The organism is Streptomyces sp. NPDC016845 (assembly GCF_044332585.1).
Taxonomy (GTDB): domain Bacteria; phylum Actinomycetota; class Actinomycetes; order Streptomycetales; family Streptomycetaceae; genus Streptomyces.
Genome location: NZ_JBIRPI010000029.1, coordinates 53366 through 74145 on the forward strand (window position 1 = coordinate 53366; position 20780 = coordinate 74145).

General features: G+C 70.1%; 22 protein-coding genes and 3 pseudogenes. 12 read left to right on the forward strand and 13 right to left on the reverse strand.

The annotated features are described in order from the left end of the window. Nucleotides 1–15: 15 nt before the first annotated feature. From ACH4RC_RS37805 to ACH4RC_RS37825, 5 genes and pseudogenes are all read right to left on the reverse strand, one after another. Nucleotides 16–363, reverse strand: a complete 348-nt coding sequence (locus ACH4RC_RS37805) for a YciI family protein (protein WP_398208922.1) — start codon at nt 361–363, stop codon at nt 16–18. Between the two features lie 63 nt (nt 364–426). Then, nucleotides 427–1321: pseudogene (locus tag ACH4RC_RS37810) on the reverse strand (virginiamycin B lyase). A 5-nt stretch (nt 1322–1326) separates the two neighbouring features. After that, nucleotides 1327–1983: a CatB-related O-acetyltransferase gene (locus tag ACH4RC_RS37815; protein WP_398208924.1), complete on the reverse strand. Its 657-nt coding sequence runs from the start codon at nt 1981–1983 to the stop codon at nt 1327–1329. A gap of 102 nt (nt 1984–2085) precedes the next feature. Then, complete coding sequence (locus ACH4RC_RS37820; RefSeq protein WP_398208925.1) at nt 2086–2484, reverse strand: VOC family protein; 399 nt, start codon at nt 2482–2484, stop codon at nt 2086–2088. 57 nt (nt 2485–2541) lie between these two features. Beyond that, nucleotides 2542–2727, reverse strand: coding sequence for a hypothetical protein (locus ACH4RC_RS37825; RefSeq protein WP_398208926.1), 186 nt, complete (start codon nt 2725–2727; stop codon nt 2542–2544). Nucleotides 2728–2834: 107 nt separating this feature from the next. Between ACH4RC_RS37825 and ACH4RC_RS37830 the strand changes: the two genes are divergently transcribed. Beyond that, nucleotides 2835–3488, forward strand: coding sequence for a TetR/AcrR family transcriptional regulator (locus ACH4RC_RS37830; RefSeq protein WP_398208928.1), 654 nt, complete (start codon nt 2835–2837; stop codon nt 3486–3488). 175 nt (nt 3489–3663) lie between these two features. Here the strand turns inward: ACH4RC_RS37830 and ACH4RC_RS37835 are convergent. Further along, nucleotides 3664–3785, reverse strand: a pseudogene (locus ACH4RC_RS37835) (EamA/RhaT family transporter); the annotation flags it as partial. A gap of 273 nt (nt 3786–4058) precedes the next feature. Here ACH4RC_RS37835 and ACH4RC_RS37840 point away from each other — a divergent pair. After that, nucleotides 4059–5102, forward strand: coding sequence for a hypothetical protein (locus tag ACH4RC_RS37840; RefSeq protein WP_398208929.1), 1044 nt, complete (start codon nt 4059–4061; stop codon nt 5100–5102). Nucleotides 5103–5286: 184 nt separating this feature from the next. Here ACH4RC_RS37840 and ACH4RC_RS37845 read toward each other — a convergent pair whose 3' ends face one another. Continuing rightward, nucleotides 5287–5685 carry a hypothetical protein gene (locus ACH4RC_RS37845; protein ID WP_398208931.1) on the reverse strand — a complete coding sequence of 133 codons (399 nt, stop codon included), beginning with the start codon at nt 5683–5685 and terminating at the stop codon, nt 5287–5289. A gap of 832 nt (nt 5686–6517) precedes the next feature. Between ACH4RC_RS37845 and ACH4RC_RS37850 the strand changes: the two genes are divergently transcribed. Beyond that, nucleotides 6518–6781 carry a hypothetical protein gene (locus ACH4RC_RS37850; protein WP_398208932.1) on the forward strand — a complete coding sequence of 88 codons (264 nt, stop codon included), beginning with the start codon at nt 6518–6520 and terminating at the stop codon, nt 6779–6781. A 116-nt stretch (nt 6782–6897) separates the two neighbouring features. Next, nucleotides 6898–9237, forward strand: coding sequence for a BTAD domain-containing putative transcriptional regulator (locus tag ACH4RC_RS37855; RefSeq protein ID WP_398208957.1), 2340 nt, complete (start codon nt 6898–6900; stop codon nt 9235–9237). Nucleotides 9238–9379: 142 nt separating this feature from the next. Here ACH4RC_RS37855 and ACH4RC_RS37860 read toward each other — a convergent pair whose 3' ends face one another. Continuing rightward, a complete protein-coding gene (locus ACH4RC_RS37860; RefSeq protein WP_398208933.1) occupies nt 9380–10270 on the reverse strand; it encodes an MBL fold metallo-hydrolase in 891 nt (296 codons plus the stop codon). A 128-nt stretch (nt 10271–10398) separates the two neighbouring features. Between ACH4RC_RS37860 and ACH4RC_RS37865 the strand changes: the two genes are divergently transcribed. Next, entirely contained in the window at nt 10399–10827 is a 429-nt protein-coding gene (locus tag ACH4RC_RS37865; protein ID WP_398208934.1) for a MarR family winged helix-turn-helix transcriptional regulator, read from the forward strand. Between the two features lie 104 nt (nt 10828–10931). On the opposite strand, the gene ACH4RC_RS37870 is transcribed toward ACH4RC_RS37865, so the two are convergent. Then, nucleotides 10932–11606, reverse strand: coding sequence for a hypothetical protein (locus ACH4RC_RS37870; protein ID WP_398208935.1), 675 nt, complete (start codon nt 11604–11606; stop codon nt 10932–10934). A 491-nt stretch (nt 11607–12097) separates the two neighbouring features. Between ACH4RC_RS37870 and ACH4RC_RS37875 the strand changes: the two genes are divergently transcribed. Next, the gene (locus ACH4RC_RS37875; RefSeq protein ID WP_398208936.1) at nt 12098–12274 is read left to right on the forward strand and encodes a hypothetical protein; all 177 of its coding nucleotides are present in this window, start codon (nt 12098–12100) and stop codon (nt 12272–12274) included. A 179-nt stretch (nt 12275–12453) separates the two neighbouring features. On the opposite strand, the gene ACH4RC_RS37880 is transcribed toward ACH4RC_RS37875, so the two are convergent. Together ACH4RC_RS37880 and ACH4RC_RS37885 are read right to left on the reverse strand one after the other, a co-directional pair. Continuing rightward, complete coding sequence (locus ACH4RC_RS37880; RefSeq protein ID WP_398208959.1) at nt 12454–13671, reverse strand: CoA transferase; 1218 nt, start codon at nt 13669–13671, stop codon at nt 12454–12456. A 647-nt stretch (nt 13672–14318) separates the two neighbouring features. Beyond that, complete coding sequence (locus tag ACH4RC_RS37885) at nt 14319–14525, reverse strand: hypothetical protein (RefSeq protein ID WP_398208937.1); 207 nt, start codon at nt 14523–14525, stop codon at nt 14319–14321. Between the two features lie 241 nt (nt 14526–14766). On the opposite strand from ACH4RC_RS37885, the gene ACH4RC_RS37890 reads away from it, so the two are divergent. From ACH4RC_RS37890 to ACH4RC_RS37915, 6 genes and pseudogenes are all read left to right on the forward strand, one after another. Then, nucleotides 14767–14997, forward strand: coding sequence for a hypothetical protein (locus ACH4RC_RS37890; protein ID WP_398208938.1), 231 nt, complete (start codon nt 14767–14769; stop codon nt 14995–14997). A gap of 28 nt (nt 14998–15025) precedes the next feature. Continuing rightward, the gene (locus ACH4RC_RS37895; protein WP_398208939.1) at nt 15026–15592 is read left to right on the forward strand and encodes a hypothetical protein; all 567 of its coding nucleotides are present in this window, start codon (nt 15026–15028) and stop codon (nt 15590–15592) included. After that, nucleotides 15589–16637, forward strand: a pseudogene (locus tag ACH4RC_RS37900) (LLM class flavin-dependent oxidoreductase). The gene ACH4RC_RS37895 and the pseudogene ACH4RC_RS37900 overlap by 4 nt, the downstream one beginning before the upstream one ends. A gap of 1386 nt (nt 16638–18023) precedes the next feature. Further along, complete coding sequence (locus ACH4RC_RS37905) at nt 18024–18971, forward strand: SMP-30/gluconolactonase/LRE family protein (RefSeq protein WP_398208940.1); 948 nt, start codon at nt 18024–18026, stop codon at nt 18969–18971. 303 nt (nt 18972–19274) lie between these two features. Then, a complete protein-coding gene (locus ACH4RC_RS37910; RefSeq protein WP_398208961.1) occupies nt 19275–19688 on the forward strand; it encodes an RHS repeat-associated core domain-containing protein in 414 nt (137 codons plus the stop codon). A 50-nt stretch (nt 19689–19738) separates the two neighbouring features. Further along, nucleotides 19739–19951: a hypothetical protein gene (locus ACH4RC_RS37915; protein WP_398208942.1), complete on the forward strand. Its 213-nt coding sequence runs from the start codon at nt 19739–19741 to the stop codon at nt 19949–19951. A gap of 77 nt (nt 19952–20028) precedes the next feature. Here ACH4RC_RS37915 and ACH4RC_RS37920 read toward each other — a convergent pair whose 3' ends face one another. Then, nucleotides 20029–20157 (reverse strand): hypothetical protein, encoded by a 129-nt coding sequence (locus tag ACH4RC_RS37920; RefSeq protein ID WP_398208944.1) that lies wholly within the window; start codon nt 20155–20157, stop codon nt 20029–20031. Next, the gene (locus tag ACH4RC_RS37925) at nt 20154–20729 is read right to left on the reverse strand and encodes a transposase (protein WP_398208946.1); all 576 of its coding nucleotides are present in this window, start codon (nt 20727–20729) and stop codon (nt 20154–20156) included. The genes ACH4RC_RS37920 and ACH4RC_RS37925 overlap by 4 nt, the downstream gene beginning before the upstream one ends. Between the last annotated feature and the right edge of the window lie 51 nt (nt 20730–20780).

Sequence of the window (20780 nt, forward strand, 5' to 3'; positions counted from 1 at the left end):
GGTCTCCAGTGTTGCTCAGGCCGATTCGAGGATCGGACGGATCTCGATGGTCTCCGGGGTGGGGAGGCTCTTGGCCAGTTCGAGGGCTTCCTCGCGGTCGGCCACCTCGATGATGAACCAGCCGCCGAGGGTCTCCTCGCCGGCCTGCACGGGCCCGTCGGTCACCGCAGATGTCCCGTCGGCCTTTGTGCGCACCGTCGCCGGAGTGACGTGCTCGGTTTCCAGGGCCTCGCCGCCGATAAGTTTCCCGGCGGCGGCGAGGCCGCCGATCCAGCCTTCGTATTGCTTGCGATATGCGGCTCGGTCGGCCTGGATCCGACGGCGTGACTCGTCCGTCTCGAAGATCACGAGTGCGAATTTCATGAGGTTCCTCTCCGGCCGCCGTACGGGCAACCGCTGCTGATGGGATGTAAGGGGGCAGCCTGGTCAGGGGGTGCTGTTCGCGGCGATGCGGGCGAGCGCGCCGGTCTCCAGTGCGATCCACAGGGCGCCGTCGGGACCGACGGTGATTCCGTGCGGTTCGGAGTGGGGAGTGGGCAGGTCGTGGACGGTGACGGAGCCGTCGGGGGCGATCGTGCCGACGCGGTTGCCTCCCCATTCGGTGAACCATGCGGCGCCCTGTTCATCGACGGTGACGGCGTGCGGTCGGGCGGTGCGGTCGGGCAGTGGGAACTCGGTGATCTGCCCGTCGGGAGTGATCCGTCCGATCTGACCGGCGGCGATCTCGACGAACCACAGGGTCCCGTCGTTGCCCGTCGTTGCCTGAGGCGATCCCCACCGGTGCTGCCGCCTCCGTCGGCAGGGGATGGATGTCGACCGCACCGGTCATGTCGATCCGGCCGATGGCGCCGGCCTGGTTGAGGGTGAACCACATCCCCTCGTCACCGGCGGTGATCGCGGAGGGGAAGGCGCCTGTGACCGGGAGCGAGAACTCGGTGATGTGGCCGTCGGTGGTGATGCGGCCGATGCGGTCGGAGGCTGTCTCGGTGAACCACAGCGCACCGTCGGGTCCCGTCGCGATGCCGAATGGTCCGCTACCGGGTGTGGGCAGGTCGAATTCGTCGATGACGCCGTCGGTGGTGATCCGCCCGATCCGGTCGGCCCGGTACTCGGTGAACCACAGCGCACCGTCGGGTCCGGGTGTGATGAGGGTCGGTCCGCAGGTGGGGTCGAGCCGGTGGCTCGTCGGCTCCTCACCGGGGACGAGGCGGCCGATCCGGCCGCTGTGGACGAGGGTGAACCATAACGCGCCGTCCGTTCCGGTGGTGAGGGCGTAGGGTCCGGCCCCGCTGTCGGCCACCACGTGCTCTTCGATGGATATCTGGGTCAAAGGGGTTTCTCCAAACCGTGCTCGGTGGCGATGCGTTCGATGTCGGCCGGGGCTCCGGCCATGATGGTGCGGGCGTGTTCGGTGACCAGGTCGGCGGGCCAGTCCCACCACGCGGCGCGCAGCAGCCGCTCGGTGTCGGCGTCGGCGAAGCGCTGTCGGATCGGTCTGGCCGGGTTGCCGCCGACGATCGTGTAGGGCGGAACGTCGGCGGTGACCACGGCACCGGCCGCGATGATGGAGCCGTCGCCGATTCGCACGCCGGGCATGACGGTCGTCCGGTAACCGAACCAGACGTCGTTGCCGATGACCGTGTCGCCGCGGCTGGGCATGGCGGTGACGATGTCCAGGGTCTGTTCGGCCCACCGGCCCCCGAACATGGTGAACGGGTACGTGGACACCCCCATCGTCGGATGCTCGGCACCGGCCATCAGGAATGTGGTTCCCGTGGCGATCGCACAGTACTTGCCGATGATGAGACGCTCTCGCCCGTAGGCGTAGAGGACGTTGCGGTGCTCGAAGTCCGTGGCGCCGTTCGGGTCGTCGTAGTAGGTGTACTCGCCCACGGCGATGTTCGGTGAGGTGACCAGCGGTTTGAGGAACACCACGCGGTCGTGGGCGGGCAGCGGGTGAACGGTGGTCGGATCAGGTGACAAGGTCGAGGTCCTTCGCCGGTTTGCGGGATGTCGCACACGGTCCGGGCATTCGGGCCGGGCGTTGCCGGGGCATGGCCCGGATTCGCCTGACGCGGCGGGCGGTCAGGCGTTGTCGGGGCCGGGCGGGGTGACCCATTCGACGAACTGGACGATCACCCCGTTGGGGTCGGTGACCTGGAAGAGGCGTTCGCCCCAGGGCTCCTCGCGCAGCGGCATGGTGATCTCGACGCCCTCGGTGCGCAGCCGCTTCTCCTCCTGCTCGATGCCGGTGGTGGTGAAGGCGAGGATCAGGCCGGAGGCGTGCTGGTCTCGCTGGTCGGCCGGCAGCACCTCGGTGCCGCGGGCGAGCAGGACGATGTCCATCGCGGCGTCGTCGCGCGACAGGGAGGCGAACCCGTCGGCGGCGGCCTGCTCGACGTAGCCGAGGTGGGTGGTGAAGAACCGCTGGGACGCGGCGACATCGTCGACGGTGAGCGAGACGGTGGACGCGGTGATCTGCAAGGTGCTTCTCCTCAGTGTTTCCGGGAGGTGGAGCGGGGAGTGCCGGGTGGGCTCAGGTCAGTAGCCGGAGCGGCGCGGCAGACTCCGGGCCTTCGGGGGAACTCGCCGGTCGAGTGCGGGGAGCGTGCGGGAGGGACGCTGGTTGCCGCAGGGCAGAGCCTGGGCGCGGATGTCGCGCTCTATCAGAACCGGGCCGAGCGTGACGGGCGCGACCCGAAGGGCGATGGGGCGGAATTTGAGCATGGGAACGTCCGTTCTTGGCTCCGCGGAGAAACTTACGACGGACGTAAACTTAGACCGAACCGCTCGGGGGTGTCAACATAAAATTGCTACGAGGGTAAGATTGCTCCATGACTACCGACGCCACCTCGTCCGCACCCCCTACTGGTCTGCGGGAATCCAAGAAGCAGGAGACCCGTCACCTCATCTCCGACGTCGCCACCGGCTTGTTCCTCGCCCAGGGTTTCGAGCGGACCACCATCGCCGAGATCGCCGCCGCCGCGCGAGTGGCGAAGAAGACGGTCACCAACTACTTCCCGCGCAAGGAGGATCTGGCCCTGGACCACCAAGACGCCTTCATCGCCACCCTGGCCGGTACGGTGACCAGCCGTCGGACCGGCGAGTCGGCCCTGTCGGCCCTGCATCGCGCCTTCACCGAAGCGGCTGCGAACGCCGATCCGGTCGCCGGGTTCTCCGGCCCCGACTTCGCCCGCATGATCGCCGACAGCCCCACCCTCTCCGCCCGACTGCGCGACCTGCACGACCTGCGAGAGGCCGCCTTGGCAGACGCCTTGGCCGATGCCACCGGCGCACTCCGCGGCGACATCACCCCCCGCACCGCCGCCGCCCTGCTCGGCGCCGTACACCGCACCCTGTTCCAGCGCATCCAGGAACTCACCCTCATCGGCCAGGACAACGCCCGGATCTCCGCCACTGTCATCGCAGAGGCGGACAGCGCCTTCGGCCTGTTGGCGCCGTCGCTCGCCGACTACGCCGCAGCGTGAGCCAGGCGTGGCTCGTCGGCGTTCCGGCGGTGCCCGGTCTGTGGCAGCCACCGAAACGGCTGTCCCGGCCTGCACGGACATTGCCAGGTGAGACCAGCAGCGAATCCGACAAGACACCGAGCAATTGTCAAGACTTGTGGATGAGTTGTGCGGCTCGGATCATTCCTCCAGGCCTGGCCTCGCCGAGGAGCGCGACGCCGGGGCGGTGGCGATGACCGGGATGAAATAGGTGCCCATTCGGGCGGCCGTCGGGCCGTCCTCGGCGACCAGGCCGTACTGGATGAGGACGGCGACACCGCGCGATATCTGGCCCTCGAGCGCACCAGTTGGCCCCTGGGCGCGCGATGGACGTCCCGCGATGGCGGCGTGCGGTGAGCTTGCGAAGCAGAGGGCGTTGTCGGTGGGGGCTGGCAGGGTGCGTGCATGACGGATAGCGAGAGTGCCCGCATGACGCGGGTCCTGAGCGGGCTGCCGGCAGCGGCTCGAGTCCTGCTGTTTGAGACGGACTGGGCTGCTCACCGGCACGCCTACGGTTCCGGCGAGGACATACCACTCTCGCTGTGCTCCCTTGTGGACGAAGATCCCGAGGTGCGGTCCGAGGCGTTGGCCGCGTTGGACATGGGCGTGCTGCATCAGGGCTCGCTGTACACGGTCACCGCGCCCGCGGCACTGTTCGTCGCCGCGATCCTCGACCATCCCATGGGCCTGGCCGAGCACGAGGGGCACTTTCCTTGGGACGACGGTCCACCGCGCAGCCTGCGGGCCGCCCTGCTGGGCTGGCTGGGTCAGGTGGCCGAGTCAGCCGCCTACGGGGAGGATCAGGCGCGCGACCGAGCCCACTGGGAATGGCGACCCTGGCACGAGGACATCCCGGACGAGGACGACTGCGACGAGCTCGCCGCACTGCAAGCCTGCCGGGACCTCCGGCCCACCCTGTACGACGCCGTTGAACCGTTCCTCTCCTCCACCGACCCGCACGTCTGCGAGGCCGCCCTCGGCGCCGCCATTCCACTCCTCCTCGCCCCCGACCTCGCCGACCGGACACCGCGCGCCGAAGCACTGCTGCGAGCCCGGCTCGCCACCATGACCGGCCGACGGGAGCGCGCCGCCATCGCGCGGGCGCTGAGCCTTTGGGGGACGGACACTTCCGACCTGCTCGCCGACACCGACCCGGCCGTGCGGGTCTGCGCCGCGCTCGGTCCCGTCCGCGTCGAGCGGCCACGCGCTCTCGCCGTGCTCCTCGAGGCGCTGCGGGACCCCGGCACGACGGACGGATGGTTCCCCGAGCCGCTGTGCGGGGTCGACGGATGGTTCCGGTTCACCGTGCTGCGCTCCGCCCTCGAGCTGGCCGCATCGTTCGAGGAGGTGGCACCGGTGGCCATCGCCATGGTGGCCGCCGGCAACCGGTCCCTCGACAACGAATGCGGACCGATCCTGTTCCGAGCCTTTCCCGGTGGCTACGGCCCGGCCCACTCGCTCACCTCCGCCCAACGCGCCCTGCTGCGGGCATTTGTGGACACCGACGAGGCAACGGGCAGCATCACCAGCAACTGGTTGTGGTTCCGCGCGGCCGGACTGCCAGAAAACCGGGAGGGCATCGCTGCGCTGCTGTAATGCGGTCCGCCACCGCACTCTTGCACCCGTGCCGATTCCCGCCCGAGGATGCGCATCGAAGTTGTCCAGCAGGACGACTCCGCACCGCGCATTTCGCCCGCCGGTTGCCCAGCAACGCGACGTCAGGACCGCTGTGCAGGGGATGGTTGCCGTCCAGCCCTTGTTGGAGAGGGTTGTGATGCCGTCAGGGGTGATGGTCACCGCCGCGCCGCGGATGGGGAGGTCGCCGTCGACGGCGAGCCAGCCAGGTGCGGATGCGCTCCAGCGCGTCCCACTGCCGCTGGGGCCCGCCCTGGTGCACGGTGGGGGCGGCTCTGCGGCCTGCTGCGGTGGCGCGGGCCCAGGAGCCGTCCTCGTGGAGCGTGTAGATGGTGCGGGTGCCGTCTGCCGCGGTGTGCCGGCGGTGGTCGATGCCAGGCACGGTGAGTGCGAGGGTGGAGCGCAGGTCCCAGGTGTCCGGCACATACGTCAGCGGGTAGCGGCTGGTGGTGACGCTCTCGCCCGCGGAGTGCTGCGCGGTCTGCCGGAGCGGCGTGTGCTCGGGGACGGTGTCGTCGTAGTCTGCGCCGTGGCGGGCGGACATGAATCCGGCCGCCACCGGGGCGACATGTCCGGTGGCGCCGCCGTCGGCGGTTTTGTCGGCGACGATGACGAGCCCGATGCCGGTGAGGGTGGTTACCAGCCGGCCCCTGTCGGCCGGCCCGTGGGCTTGGGCGCAGCAGCGGTGCTGCCTTTGCGGTTGGGCTTCCGAGCATCTCGCCAAGGGCGTGCGAGGGCTTGCTTAAAACTGGCGGACTACCGCCTGCGGCGGTGCCCTCGGTCGAGGCAGCAGACCAGGGTCGGCGCTCCGTGTGAGGAGCGCCGACCCTGCGGGGTCTACGCGGCAACGTGTACCCGTGGAAATCCTGATCGTCTGGGTGGAGCCCGCAACTCTCAGGAGGCGTCGGAGCGGATCCGACCCCCAGAGCATGGCGTGCGGCCGAAAACCTTTGCTGAACATCTGCCATGGAAGCTCTCCTTCCCGGGCCGGTCGCCTTGGTGACCTGCGTATGCCCAGGCCAGAGCGGTGGTGCGGGAGGCGGCGGTCTGGTGCCCGGGCCCCGCAGCAGCGGGGGAGAGGCGGATGACTGGGATAGTCCCGCATCTATGCATCTCCGTCACCCTCATGGCCGGGGCGGGGGGCGTCTTTCGCCAGCTCACGGCCGTGATCGCCAAAAGCGGTGATTGATGCGCATGAACGGCAGCATGGACACCAGCGCATCAACTCGCTTCAGGGGCTCGCCTTGCCCTGATCAGCGGTGCCACGATGCAGAGCCCCATCTCGGTGTCGGCAAACACCAGTTGGGCGCTTGATCTGGAGCCCGCACGTGCCCGCGCGCCCTGAGCGCGCCGGCGTTGAACTCAGGAGGCAGGACATGCCCCGTACGTCTCGCGTGGTGGGGTGCGTCATCAACGACGCGCCCCGCCGCCAGCTCGCCGCATCCGACGCCGTGGTCATCATCGTGATCATGGTGTTGGCCTGCGTTCTGACGAGCAAGGGCCTCGACACAGCCACGGCGGTGACGCTGCTGGCCGGAGCCGGCGGCGTCGCAGCAGGCACGCTGCTGGCCCTGCGGGGCACCGGACGGCGGCTGGGGCAGCTGGTGGTGCGGCTGGCCCACGCGCTCCCCGCGCAGTAGGACCGCCCGTCGTGGGGCGTAAAGAGAAGCCGATAACCACGCCCGACGAGGCTCTGGGCAAGCTCGCTCGCTGGCTGCGCGCCCAACGCGCGGCCGGCGGGCGCTCCTACGCCGAGTTGGCGAGCCGGGCAGGATGCCATCCAACGACGCTGCAGCGTGCCGCCTCCGGCGACGGCGTCCCCAGTGCTCGCACGGTCGAAGCCTACGCACGGGCGTGTGAGGCCCCGGTGGACGTGGCAATGCACCTGTGGCGTCAAGCCCGCAGCAGCGCGCACTACGGGCCGGCCACGCCGCGGCCGGCACCGAGTCCGATGTACATCGACCACCTCGGCAAGTTCAAGGCCGCCCTGCAAGATCTGTACACCCGGGCGGGCCGGCCCACCGTCCGCGACATGGAGTCACGGGCGGGCAGCTGGGGCAGGCTCCCGCACAGCACCGCCCACCGCATCGTGCAAGGCCAGACCGTACCGCGCGACGAGCACCAACTACTCGGCTTCCTGGTCGCCTGCCGAGTGCCGGAGGAAGAGCACCGCCCGTGGATCGACGCGTGGCGGCGTGCCCTGGAACGGGCATCCCGCCCCGTGATCGTTCCCGCGCAGCAGACGACGTTTGCCGCGCGTCCAGCCCCACCTCCACTCCCACCCGTCGCCGCCGGCCTGCGCTTCAGCGTGCTCGGCCCGGTACGGGCATGGCGCGGCGGCGAACCGCTCGCGACGGGCTCACCGCAGCAGCAGGCACTTCTCGCCACGCTCCTCCTGCGCCAGGGTCGCACCGTGACAGCTGGCGAGCTGATCGACGCGGTGTGGGGCGAGGAGCCCCCGCAGCAGGCCCTTGCCGCGATCCGCACCTACGCCTCCCGGCTGCGCAAGGTACTCGGCCCGGACGTCCTGGCCAGCGAGTCCGGCGGCTACGCGATCCGCTTCTTCGCCCAAGGCGCCCTCGACGTCGCCGCCGCGGAAGAACTCTGCGCCGACGCAGAGAAGGCCCGGCACAACGGTGACCTGCGCCAAGCACGTACCCTCCTCAACAAGGCGCTCGGTCTCTGGGACGGCGAACCCCTGGCCAACGTCCCTGGACCGTACGCCGAGACCCAGCGCACCCGCCTGGAGGAATGGCGCCTCCAGCTTCTCGAGTCCCGCCTCGACATGGACCTGGAGCAGGGCTGCCACGCGGACGCCGTCTCCGAACTCACCGCGCTGACCGCCGCGTACCCGCTGCGCGAGCGCCTGCGCGAACTGCTGATGCTCGCGCTCTACCGCTCGGGACGCCAGGCCGAAGCACTCGCCGTCTACGCGGACACGCGCCGCCTCCTCGCCGACGAACTCGGCGTCGACCCCCGCCCCGGCCTGGCCGCACTCCAACAGCGCATCCTGCGCGCGGACCCGGCCCTCACGGAGCCCCCGATGCCGCAGGCCGAGCCCACCCCCGACACCGTCCGTCCAGCCCAACTCCCGGCAACGGTGCCGGACTTCACCGGGCGAGCCGCCCTCGTCGACGAACTGACCCGGGCCCTCGTGTCCCCCTCCGCCGCCGGCGGCCGGGTCATGGCGATCTCCGGGGTGGCGGGCATCGGCGGAATCGGCAAGACAACCCTCGCCGTACACGTCGCCCACCAAGCACGGCCCGCCTACCCCGACGGCCAGCTCTACATCGACCTCCAGGGCAACGGGCCACGCCCAGCGGACCCGACGACGGTCCTCGGCGCCTTCCTGCGCGCCCTGGGCGCCCCGGACGCGCACATCCCCGAGACCATCGAGGAGCGCGCGGCGCTGTACCGGTCGCTCCTCGACGAACGCCGCGTCCTCGTCCTGCTGGACAACGCGCGCGACGCCGCCCAGGTACGCCCCCTGCTCCCCGGCGCCGCAGGGTGCGCGGCCATGGTGACATCCCAGGTACGCGTGTTGGACCTTGCCGGGGTGCATGTGGTCGACCTGGACATCATGTCTTCCGGGGAGGCGCTCACCCTGTTCACCCGCATCGTGGGCCAGGAGCGGGTGGCCGCGGAGCGCGAGGCCGCCCGCGAGGTGGTGGCGGCATGCGGATATCTGCCCCTGGCGATCCGCATCGCAGCCTCCCGCCTGGCCGCCCGGCGCACCTGGACGGTGTCGGTCCTGGCGGCGAAACTCGCCGACGAGCGCGGGCGTCTGGACGAGCTGCAGGCCGGCGACCTCGCGGTCAGAGCCATCTTCGAGCTGGCCTACAGACAGCTCGAGCCGGCCCAGGCCCACGCCTTCCGCGTCCTCGGAGCCGAGGCAGGCCCGGTCATCTCCCTGAAGTCCGCACGCACCACGCTCGACTGCACCACGGCCACAGCGGAAGGCCTGCTGGAAAACCTGGTGGACGCCGGGATGCTCATCGAACTGGATCCCGGACTCTACCGATTCCACGACCTTGCCCGGCTCTACGCCAAGACCACGAAAGCCCCTGGCAGCACCCTTCCCCACCGGGAAGAGTGAAGCGGCCCGGGTCAGGTGGAGACTCGATTCCATGAAGGATTGAGTCATGGCACGACCCTCCCGTCACCCGCTTGAGCTGCGCCGTCGCGCGGTGCACAGGTCGCCGAGGTGCGCAGCGATGTCACTCGTCGTTTCTGGCGGGTCAGGCGTCCACAGGGAGCCAGGCGGGGCCGTCACTGTCCCGCCGGACCTGCCCGAACACGACGTCGGCGAAGTGGATGCCGAAGCCGAACGTGTCGGGCTCCTCCAACTCGGTGACGAGACGGCGACGGTGGTCGGCGGACAGAACGGGGTCGTGGTCGACGGCCGCGGACCATTCGGGGTGGTCGACCTGGATCGGTGAGTGCAGGGCGTCGCCGAAGGCGATCAGCCGCCGGCTGCCCGATGTGATGACGTACTCGGCATGTCCGGCCGTGTGGCCGGCGGTGATCCGGACGCGCACACCGGGGAAGATCTCCTGTCCGTCCGTCACCGTGCGCACGTACGGTGCCAGGCCGGTGATTTCCTCGGCCATGCCGTGCGCCGCCAGGAGGTCGCGCTGGGCCCATTCCGGCTCGGACACCAGGTAGTCGGCATGGGCGAACGCGGGCCGGTCACCGCCCGGCGCGGCGTGCCAGGCCCAACCGAGGTGGTCCGGGTGCAGGTGGGTGAAGGCCAGTGCCTCGATATCTTCCGGCCTGCGGCCGAGTTCGGCCAGACTGCCCAAGAGCGCACCCCCGCGGATGACGCCACGGGGGGTGCCCGGGTCGGGCGGCAGCGTCTGCGGCCCGAAGCCCGCGTCGATCAGCAGCGCGCGATCGCCGTTCTCCACCAGCAGGGCGCCGATGCTCGCCACCAGGTGGCCGGAGGCGTCCAGGTAGTCACGGTGGCCGGCCCACACCTCGTCGGTGGTGTCGGGGAGCCAGCCGCGCGGCGGGAGCCGCACGTCCCCGTCCGGCACGAAGGACACCCTCGTGTCGCCCAGCCATACCGAGCGGATGCCCGCCGGCCGCCGCAACCGCTCGCTCTGGTCAACCGCGGAGTTCGTCGCCATGGTCCCTCTCCCCATTCGGTGTCAGCCTGTCGCCGCGTTCCCGGCGGCGACCACGTCACCATAAGCATCAAGCTAGAAACATTCAAGCTCTAATTATTATGACTTGATGCACTTGCTAGGGTGGATGCATGACGACATCCGGGGAGCCAGAAGCCATCGCCGAGCGAGAGCTGTGCGGTCTGGTGAACGGACTGGCTCAGCAGATCGCGCATCACGTACGCGACCGCGCCGTCGCCCTCGGCCTGACGGCGGCCCAGGCGACCGCGCTGCGGGAGATGACCGGGCCGATGACGATGCGGGAGCTCGCCGAGCGCATGAGCTGCGAGCCCTCCAACGCCACCTTCGTCGTCGACAAGCTCGAGAAACAGGGCTTGGTCGAGCGCCGCGCGCACCCCACCGACCGCCGCGCCAAGCACCTCGCCCTCAGCGCGGAGGGCACTGCCCTCCGCGAACGCCTCCTCGAACTCCTTGCCGAGGACTCACCGCTGGCCGGTCTCGCCCCTCGGCAGCAGCGCGTCCTTCAGCGCCTGCTGGAGCAGGCCATCATCCGTTCATGAGCTGACGCTCGCCGCCCACGCGCCCGGCACCGCTGCGCCGGCGTAACCGGCATTCGCCGGCGACGGGTAGGCGATGGGTCTGCGCGAGGTGTTCGACACGTGCTTCAACGGAGGGGGGCGCGCCAGGCCACCAGTTCCGGGCGGTCCGCCTCCGAGAAACCCACTGCCAACGGCTTGTCGTCGCGATCCATCACCAGATGGATGCTGCACTCCGTCACGCTGTCGCCCGGCGGGCCTGTATGGAGAGTAGGGGCACGGCCGCGGTCGTACCGGATCAGCTCCAGGATGCCCCAGTCGTCGTCGACGCGGCGGCCGTCGCGCAGGTAGTCGAAGGTGTAGACGGCCTTCGCGGAGGTGGCCGTCAGGTGGACCCTCTCGGTGACGCCGAGCCGGGCGAGCGCCTCGGGGCCCGGCTCCCAGTCAGGTGTCTCGTGGTACATCAGGAAGGCCCAGCCGCCGGCCCGGCCGAAGCAGCAGGTCTTGCAGGCGACGCCCCAGTTGTCGAAGGCCCCGCCGTCCATGTCGCACAGGCCCGCGAGACGGGTCCGGGCGGCGATCTGGGCAGGGTCGGCTCCGTACAGCAGGGCGTTCCGTTCCGCGCTGACCTCCTGCCCGCGGAAGAAGGCGAGACGGGTGTAGGGGGCCTGCTCCCGCCAGCTCTCGGCGATCCAGGCGAGACGCTCCAGCGGGTCGCGTCCGCACGGCTGGTGGCGCCGCGTGCCGTTGATGCCGCCGTCGCGAAACCTGGCGCCCCAGGCGGGATCGATCCGGTCCAGCAACTGCGCCTGAGCGGCAACGATTTGGCCACCTGACCACGGCCCGGTGAGCGGGCCGCGATGTGCTCGGCGAGTGCACGGACCGCGTGCTCGGCGGCGAAGTACAGCACCTGGTCCGGGTCCCGGGTTGCGAGGGACCGATGTGGCCGCGCACCGTGCTGTCGTCGCGCACGACGAGGAAGAGACGACCGTGCTGAGCGCCGACGCACGCCTCGTACTGGTCGGGCGAGGTGCCGACGGGTGGGAGTATCGCGTCGTGGAGCACGTCGGAACCTGTGACGACCTGGTGCCAGGCCTGCGGAGTGCGTACGCCGATATCTGCATGAGCGCCAGTGTGCGGTCCGGCCCTGACAGCCCGGCGACGCGGCGCAGACAGCGCCCGCGGCCCCCGCCGCAGACCTCGGCCCGTCCCTCCCCGCCCTGGGCACCGCGCTGTGCCGGATCGAGTAACACGCCGTGCAGCCAGACCTCGGTGCGCCCCGGCCGACCGGGCGTTGGATGTTGTACCCCGGGCCGCTGGTGGCGGGCAGCGCCAGGACGCCGCCGACCTCGAGGCGGAGCTCGAAGCGCTCACCGCAGGGTGCGGCGGCTTCGGCCGGGTAGAGCACCCGGCCGTGGAGAGACAGGTGCACGGCCGTCTCGTGCTGCCGCGCGCCGTGTTCGTCCAGTGAACCGGCGGACCGTGAACGCGACCTCTCTCCACGCGCGCCGCTGTGGTGTCGGTGATAGCGGCGTGGCGGCCCCGGTGGACGACGTGCCCGCGCCAGCTTCATCCGTGACGTCTGGTGGGTCGGCATCGAGGAGTTCGGGCGCTCCCGCGTACCGGCCCCTGTCTCCTCGGGCCTCGCTTTCAGGCCCAGTTCGGCAGATCGGTGCCCCATTGGGTCGGTGCATGGGCCCAGTTGGCGGGTGCGCCGTTGTAATGGACTGGGGGCAGGGCGTGACGCAGCAGTCCGTATGGCGATGCGGTCTCGGCGAGCCAGGAGTTGGGATCGTAGGTGTCGGCTTCGGTTTGTGTGGGGGCGGGGCGGATGTCGTGCAGCAGCCAGGACGCTGTGCCTGCCAGGGAGAGGCGAAGATGACGCCCACCACCGGTGGCCTGGCGGTCGCTCAGCGCACGAAGGACTGCGGCGGCGAGCAGGTACCCGGTTCCGTGGTCCAGCGCCTGTGCGGGCAGTGCGCCGGGGCGGCCGTCGGCCGTGGCCTCGATCGCGGCGATACCGGTACCGGCTTGGACCAGGCTGTCGAAGCCGCGACGATCGGCCCAGGGACCGGACCAGCCCCAGGCGCACAGCTGGGCCACGACAAGGCCGGGATACCGGTCCAGGAGCATCTCGGGGCGCAGTCCGTGCCGGTCCAGGGCCCCGGGGCGGTAGCCGGTCACCACGACATCCGCCTGGCTGAGCAGGTCCTCGAAGACCTGCCGGTCGCCAGGGCTGTCGAGGTCCAGCAGCGTGGAGCGTTTGCCCATGCCGGTGTCGGCGTGAGCATCCGCGTCCTCGGGCAACTGAGGAGCGTCCACGCGCAGCACGTCGGCGCCCAGCAGCGCCAGTGTGCGGGTGGCGACGGGGCCGGCGATGACGCGGGTCAGATCCAGGACCCGCACGTCTTGCGCCGGTACGGATGCGGGCAACAGCGGCCGAGGGCTGCTCTGACCCGCATCCCGCGTGCTGACCAGGGCAGGCCCGGCGGCAGCGGGTGCGGAAGCCACGGCCACGGCCAGGCCGCCCGCCGCGTAGACCGTTTCCTGGACCTCTGTGGCCGGACGCGATGCCAACTCCTTCGAGAACGCACCCACCAGCGTCTGGTCCCTTCCCGTGTCCGCGATACCCAGGGCGCTGAGCAACCGGGCTCTGTGGTGCGGGTAGTTGGCGTGCGTGCGCACCCAGCCGTCGGCCGCCTGCCAGAAGCCGGACAGAGGAGCGAAGGACGTCGCGGCCCGGCCGTCGATGCGCAGGTGGCGTTCGCTGAGGAACGCGGTGGCCACCGCTGCCTCGTCCAGCCGCACGGCGGGCACCGGCACGCGGTTGCGCAGCGCCAGCAGTTCCGCCGCCGCCAGCGAGGCCACTGCGACGCTGGCCCGCGCCAGTTCCTTCACCGGCAGACGCGACGGCAGGACAGCGCCCGCCCCCACGAAGGACACGTTCGAAACCAGTTGCCTGCGGCCTCCCAGGGCCGCCCAGGCGTGTGCGGTGGCCGCATCCTCGCTATACGTCATCCGCTCATTGTGCGCCACCCCCAGGATGACGCCTGGCTCGGCTCTGACGTGCGCAGTCATCGCTTCGCTGCAACCAACTGGCCGAGGGATCACGGGCGCAGAGCAACGGGCTGGACAGCGTGCGGGCGCAGCGGAAGGGCTGGTCTGATGCTGCCGAACGGCAGAGGAGGGGCCCCGCTTCGGGCCGCCTCCACCACATCCTCGACATCGGGACGGCACGGGCCGTGCAAGAGCCGACAGCTGCGGCCCACCGTTTCGACCGAGGCTGCCCTTGACCAGCCTCGGCCCCACCGTGGCTCGCGGGACGTGGGAGGAATGGCGGCCCATGGGGCGAGATGGCATAACGATCGACAGCGCGCTCAAGGGGACGCGGTACTTCGCCGTGGTGGCCATCGCGGGAGGCGGTGCCGCGTGCGCTGTAGGAGCGGTCACGGGGGATACGGCGCCGATCGTGCTCGGAGCGATCGCTGTGGCAAGCGGAGCAGTTCTGGCCGTGTTCACCTTCCTCGCTCGCCGGAAGGCTGGATCTTGAAGTCCGTCTCTGCGCTTGGCCAGCCCGCCTGGTGCGTATACACGCGCAGCCGACGGCAGCCGGACGGGATGCCGCGCCGGGCGGCCGCGGCCCGTACCTCGCGGGCGAACCCCTCCTGGGACAGGCGGCGTTGCCGGCGGGCGAAGGTGAGGGGGTGGCAGATCTTATCCACCCGCTCATTGCACCACCGCACCGGTCGCAGCGGCAGACGGCCAGAGCATGAGCACGGGGGATACGTCAGGGATACACAAACGGCGTGGTCACCGCGGTAGCCGCGCGCTGTACTCAGGAGGTTCCGCCGCTCACGGCCAGTACCCCCGAGTACCGCGTGCGCGGACAGAGCGCTGCCCGCGGACGCGGCCCGGTCCGATCAGGCTTCGTTCGCCGCCTCGTGTGAGGCCGGCTACCGCGGTATGCGTCCGTCGGAGCGTCCGGCAGACGTGCTCGCCGAGGTCGTCGCGCTGGCCGAAGCCGAGGCGCGGCCGGTCGTCCTGGGCGTCGCGGCCGACCTGTACGCCCCCGTAACCGGTCTGCCGTCGAGGGAGCAGACGCATCGGCTGCGTGTGGTGCCCGCTCCAGGTGACTCCGTCGTGGCGGTCGAGCGACTGGCCCGGCTGCTTGCGGACGCGGAGCGCCTGTGCTGATCGCGGCCGGGGTGGGGCGGACGGCGCAGTGCCCGGACTGATGCGGATGGTCGCGGAGCACTGGGGCGCCGGGCTCGCGACCACGCTCCCCGCCAAGGGGCTGTTCGAGGGGCACCCGCTCGACGTGGGCGTCTGCGGCGGCCTGGCGCATCCGGCAGCCGAACGTATCCTGGAGTCCGCCGACTTGGTGGTCGTCTTCGGCGCCTCCATGGGGCGCAGCAGCACACAGGCCGGGCACCTCTTCGAGCACGCTCACGCCGTCAAGGTCGTCGACGAAGAACCCGGGCCGAGCACAGCCGCGCCGGGCTGGACCGAGACACTCCACGGCGATGTGACGAACACGTTGCAGCACGTGCTGTCCCTGTCTCGCAGGCAGGCGGGCAGCCGACCGCCCTGGTTCGTGCAGGTCGGTCCCGCCGCCGACTGCCGGCGGGAGGACCTGCGGGACTTCTCCCCGCCCGTCGCGGAGGGGACCGTGGACCCGAGGCGGGCACTAGCGGAGATCGACCGACACCTGCCCGACGACGCGGCGATGGTCATCGGCAACGGGCACTGCTCGGGTTTCGCCGCGGCCTTCACCACAGCGCCGCCGTGAGGCCACTCCTTCGCCGCGCGGGGTTCGGCTCCATCGGGCAGGCGCTCACGGCTGCCATCGGCGTGGCACCGGGCCGCCCGGGCCACAAGACCGTCGTGTTCGAAGGGGACACCGCGTTCAAGGTGCACGTACAGGAACTGGACACCGCGGCGGCGCGGGTCGCGCTCCTGGCACTCGGCACCACACGGACGTTCGTCGGCATGCGCCCGACCGACCCGTGGACCCGCGACCCGCAGATCGCCGCCGCGTTGCTCGCCACGATCGACGCCATGACCGAGGGCCGGGCCTTCATGGAGATCGCCACCGGTGACTCCGCGGCGCGCAGCGTCGGCCGCGCACAGGCCACCCGGGCCCGGCTGGAGGAGTACGTATCTGTGTCCGCGACCTACTGGCCCACGGCCACGGCCGTTTCGAGGGCCGGGACATCCGCGTCTTCGTGGACCGGTGCGTACACCCTCGTATCTCGGTCGGGGCCGAGGGCACGCGCATGCTGGAACTCGCCGTCTCCATCGGCGACGCCGTCTCCATCGGCACCGGGCTCGCGCCCGAGGTCGTCGCATGGTTGCTGGGACAGGTCGCGCGGGGTGCGCGGCAGCGGGGACGTGACCCAGCGGCGGTCGAGCCCTGGTTCACCGTCCGCAGTGTCCTGGACGCCGACCGGGACGCCTCCCTGGACGCCGCCCGGGACCGCACCCTGCCGTCGCTGGCCTCGAGCCTGCACCACAGCATGCGCCATGGGTCCGAGGACCGCCTCGTTCCCGAGCGCCACCGGGACGCGGTTCCGGAGTACGTACGTCACTACACCTCGGCCGACCACCAACGGCCGGGCGGCGCCAACGAGAAGCTCCTGCACCGTCTCGGACTGGCCGAATTCGCACCGAGCGCTGGGAGTCGGCCGGAGCTCCGGCCGACTGGATCCGACGTATCGGGGATCTCGCCGACCGCGGGATCCGCCGGATATGGTTGGCCAACCGCGGCAGTATCGGTCAACTCCAGTGAGCACTACGGACGTTCGGGGGAGCAGGTGCTGCCCCGCGTCCGCTGACCCCGGAGCCCGCAGAGGAAGCGATTCGCCATGACTCTGTCACGTCGCCATGTTCTTCCCGCCGCCGGATCCCTGGCCGCGAACGTCACGGGCAGCGCGCTGCTCGGCGGGTACGGGCCCCGCGACACCTCCGCACCGGACCCCGCGTCCCCCTCCGTAACGTACGGAGCCCAGCTGCCGCTCACCGTCGCTGCCCGGTCACCCTGGATGGCCAACCAGGTCGCCCTCACCGGCGACCGCACCCTCTTCCTCGGCCTGCCGCGTTTTTCCGGCCACAAGAGGACACCGTCGGTGGCCCGACGAGGGGCCGACGGCACCGTCCATCCGTTCTCCGGCAACTCCTGGAACGAGTGGGCGCGCGGTGACAGCGGCCGGGACTCCTTCGTGTACGGCAATTCCGTGCACGTCTTCGCCGACGACACGGTCTGGCGCGTCGACCAGGGCGGGCTGCGGCCCGACGCCGCTCCCGAGAATCTCTCCACGCCCAGGCCAGGGACGCAGAAGCTGGTCCGTCTGAACGCGCGCACCAAGGCGGTCCTGGACGTCCTGCGCTTCGACGACGACATCTCGCCCACCGGCGCACAGATGTACGACCTGCGCATCCAAGGTTCGAAGATCTACGTCAACCGACTCCGGCCTGGGCGCACTCATCGTCCACGACACCTCCACCGGGAAGACCCTGCGCCGCCTCGGAGGGCAGCGGGAGATGCTGGGGACGGCATCACCGTCTCCCACCTCGGCCTCCCCCTCGCCAGGAGCCACCACGAACAGGCGCCGCACCCCGAAGAGCGACATGATCGAGGTCAGCCACGACGGCACCTGGCTTCACTGGTCCACTCCCAGCGGACCTTTCTGGCGCGCACCCACGAGTGTGCTGCGGGACGCGAGCCTCTCGGACGAGGCAGTGGCCACTCGCGTCCAGCACGTCGCCGACATTCCCCCTGTGTGGTGGCTGCGCCACGGACACGCGCGGCAACCTCTACTTCCCCGACATCGGGACCAAGCGGACCCTGCTGCGGTTCTCCCAAGGCGAGCAGACGGTGCTCGCCGCGCATCCCGGTCTCCTCCACCCCGACGGGGCCTTCATCGACCGCGACCGGCGCCTGCACCGCAGACACGGCGCACCAATCTTTCCGGCAACGCCCAGGATCTCACCACAAAGCCGTTCCTGGTATACGCGCTGAACCTGCCGACCGACCTGCAACGGGGTTCATTGGGGGGAGGGGGACGCCGTCACAGGCGGCTGAGGGAGGAGCATTCGGCCAACCACCAGGCCCAGGTCACCCAACATTGCCCCACCGCTCCGGTCGCCGTCGTCTCATAAGTGCCGCGCTCCCAGCCCTGTTCCGCACATACCGACAACTCGTCTACCACGGAGGCACAGTCATGACCCTGTTCTCTGCCCGGCCGACCCGCAGAACCGTCCTGACCGGGGTGGCCGCCGGCGCCGCCACCCTCGCCGGAGTCGTACCGGCAGCCGCCACCCATGGCTGGCCCACCGAATTCCCGCTTCCCGACGGATTCCTGCCCGAGGGCATCACCATCGGCGAGAAGCCGTACGCGTATATGGGCTCGCGTGCCTATGGCGCCGTCTTCCGTACCGATCTGCGCACCGGCAAGGGCCGCGTCATCCACGAGGGCGCCACCGGCACGGCCACCGTCGGGCTGAAACTCGACCGTGACGGGCTGCTCTACCTGGCCGGGGGCGGCGGCGGTTCGGCGCGGATCGTGGACAGCCGTAGCGGAGAGCTACTCGCCACGTATCAACTGACCGCAGACACCGGCCACTTCATCAACGACGTCGTTCTGCTCGGCGATCGCGCGTGGTTCACCGACTCGCGGGACAACGTCGTGTACGGCGTCCCGCGCGGGCGCAGCGGCGGGGTCCGCACCCTCGCGCTGCGCGGCGAGTGGGTGCAGACCCCGGACGTGAACAACGCCAACGGAGTGGTCTCGACGCCCGATGGGCGCGGGCTGATCGTCGTCAGCAGCGCGGCGGGAACCCTCTACAACGTGAACCTGAAGACCGGTCATGCCGCCAGGGTTTTCCTGGACGGCACAACCAGCCTGACCAACGGTGACGGCCTCCTGCGCATCGGCCACACCCTCTACGTCGTCCAGAACCGCCTCAACCTGATAGGCGTCCTGACGCTGGACTCCGGGTCCCGCACCGCGACCCTGCGCCGCACGATCGCCGACCCGCGCTTCGACGTCCCTACCACCGTCGCCCGGTTCCGCGACCGCCTGTACCTTGTCAACGCCCGCTTCACCAGCCCGCAGCTGCCGACCACGACGTTCAACGCGGTCGCGGTGCCGACTGGACACGCAGGGTGAAGGCCGTGCCCTCGTCGCGCATGGTGCCCCACCCGGCCGTTCCCGCCTGTTCTGCCTACTTCGTGTGGCCCGACACCTCGGCGATCCAGTCCAGGAAGTCGGCCGGGTCCTCGTCGGCCCCCGTGTCCGGTGTCCCAGTACATCGGGGAGCTGACGTTGTCGCCGATGCCGTGGCGTGGCGCAGCTCTTCGCGCGGGCCTGCCAGGACAGGTCTGCCGGATCGAAGTCCGGGTCACCGGGGACGTACAGCAGGCTGCGGGGCGCTGTCACGTCTGGCCGGGTGGGATGACTTTCTGATTGATCATGCTGGGAGGGGTCGTCCACTACGCGGCCCGCTACTACGACACCAACATCGGCCGCTGCACCCAGCTCGACCCCTCCGGCCAGGAACATAACCTGTACCTTGACGCCGAAGGCGACCCGGTCAACCGTATCGATCCGGACGGAACCTTGAGCCTGAGCGGGGTTGCCGATGCCCCGGGACCGGTAGGTGATCTGGTCACAGGCGGCGTTCACCTGGCTCGAGGGGACACCCGAGCACTGTGGGGCGACGTGGCGGGAGTAGTGGCCGGCGGGCTCGCTGGAGCCGTGTGCGGGGCAGCGGTAGCCGCCTCAGCACCCGCCACCCTTGGGGGCTCCTTGGGTGCCTCAGCAGGCTGCTATGCGATCTCCTGGAGCGTCGGGTCGATCGCTTCGAACGCGGTGAGCGGCGAGTAAGCGCCCAAGCCCGCCCAAGCCCACGTGCACTGAGACGAAAGGTTGGCAAGATGCCCAATGTCGGGTGGTCGGTCGAGCAACGCGCGGCCGTGAAACGGTGGATGTTCTTCGCCACCCTCTTCGCGGTGGCGGGGGTAGTCCTGTCAGTATTCCTGATTGCTGCGGGAAATTCCGGGGGCTGGTTTCTCCTGGTTTTGACGCTGTGCATCTTCGGAGCCGGATACCTCTTCGTCGGCAACATCCGCAGGAAGCAGCCGGAATGACACGATGCCGGTGCATGGTCCCCCGTCGGGGGTCATGCACCGACTGAAGCCTCCCCGTGATCTTGGACACTCGATGGCTATGCCGCGAGGGTGTGTCGGTGCCGTTGCCGGGTTTCGGTCGGGGTGAGGTAGCCGAAGACCTTGTGTCTGCGCAGTCGGCGGCGGTTGTAGAACGTCTCGATGACCCTGTTGCCCGATGCGTTCATGCTGAGAGTTTGAGGGCCGCGAGCCGGGATGTTCTCGTGCGGGCGAGGGGTGTGTCGTTCCGCCAGGCGTCCAGTCGGACCAGGTTGACGGCAGGGGCCGCCAGGACGTGGCCCAGATGTGTCTTGGCCAAGCCGAGGTAGCGAGTGCGGCGCATGCCGGTGACGGCGACTGCCTGGTTATTGGTTCCCTCGATCCCGGCCCTGGCCGCATGGCGTTCCTTCCACGCATTGGTGGTCTGCTCGGTGCGGACACGCTCGAGCAGGGCGTCCTGGTCCTGGGGGCGGACGGTGAGCTGCCGGCCGTACTGGGTGGAGCGGGTGCACTGCTCTCGAACAGGGCAGGGAGCGCAGGTCGTGGTCGCGAAGCGGATCCTGATGGCGTCGCGGCCATTGCTGTCGAGGCCCGCAGTCCAGTAGCGACTGTTCTGGCCGGACGGGCAGATTGCCTTCATGCCCTGCCGGTCGATGGTGAAGGCAGACCTGCCAAATCCTGCGGCCCGGACTTGTTGAGGGGTGCTGTTCGGCCGGACCGGCGCGATTACGGAGATGGCACGATCGGCAGGAGCGGTCAAGAGTAGTTCGGCGGAGGAGTACCCCGAATCCATGAGGTGTTCGGCGGGGGG

Coding starts and splice junctions, on each gene's coding strand:
- ACH4RC_RS37805 (WP_398208922.1), bottom strand. CDS start 363: ATGAAATTCGCACTCGTGATCTTCGAGACGGACGAGTCACGCCGTCGG.
- ACH4RC_RS37825 (WP_398208926.1), bottom strand. CDS start 2,727: ATGCTCAAATTCCGCCCCATCGCCCTTCGGGTCGCGCCCGTCACGCTC.
- ACH4RC_RS37830 (WP_398208928.1), top strand. CDS start 2,835: ATGACTACCGACGCCACCTCGTCCGCACCCCCTACTGGTCTGCGGGAA.
- ACH4RC_RS37845 (WP_398208931.1), bottom strand. CDS start 5,685: ATGTCCGCCCGCCACGGCGCAGACTACGACGACACCGTCCCCGAGCAC.
- ACH4RC_RS37850 (WP_398208932.1), top strand. CDS start 6,518: ATGCCCCGTACGTCTCGCGTGGTGGGGTGCGTCATCAACGACGCGCCC.
- ACH4RC_RS37860 (WP_398208933.1), bottom strand. CDS start 10,270: ATGGCGACGAACTCCGCGGTTGACCAGAGCGAGCGGTTGCGGCGGCCG.
- ACH4RC_RS37865 (WP_398208934.1), top strand. CDS start 10,399: ATGACGACATCCGGGGAGCCAGAAGCCATCGCCGAGCGAGAGCTGTGC.
- ACH4RC_RS37890 (WP_398208938.1), top strand. CDS start 14,767: ATGCGTCCGTCGGAGCGTCCGGCAGACGTGCTCGCCGAGGTCGTCGCG.
- ACH4RC_RS37905 (WP_398208940.1), top strand. CDS start 18,024: ATGACCCTGTTCTCTGCCCGGCCGACCCGCAGAACCGTCCTGACCGGG.
- ACH4RC_RS37910 (WP_398208961.1), top strand. CDS start 19,275: ATGCTGGGAGGGGTCGTCCACTACGCGGCCCGCTACTACGACACCAAC.
- ACH4RC_RS37915 (WP_398208942.1), top strand. CDS start 19,739: ATGCCCAATGTCGGGTGGTCGGTCGAGCAACGCGCGGCCGTGAAACGG.
- ACH4RC_RS37920 (WP_398208944.1), bottom strand. CDS start 20,157: ATGAACGCATCGGGCAACAGGGTCATCGAGACGTTCTACAACCGCCGC.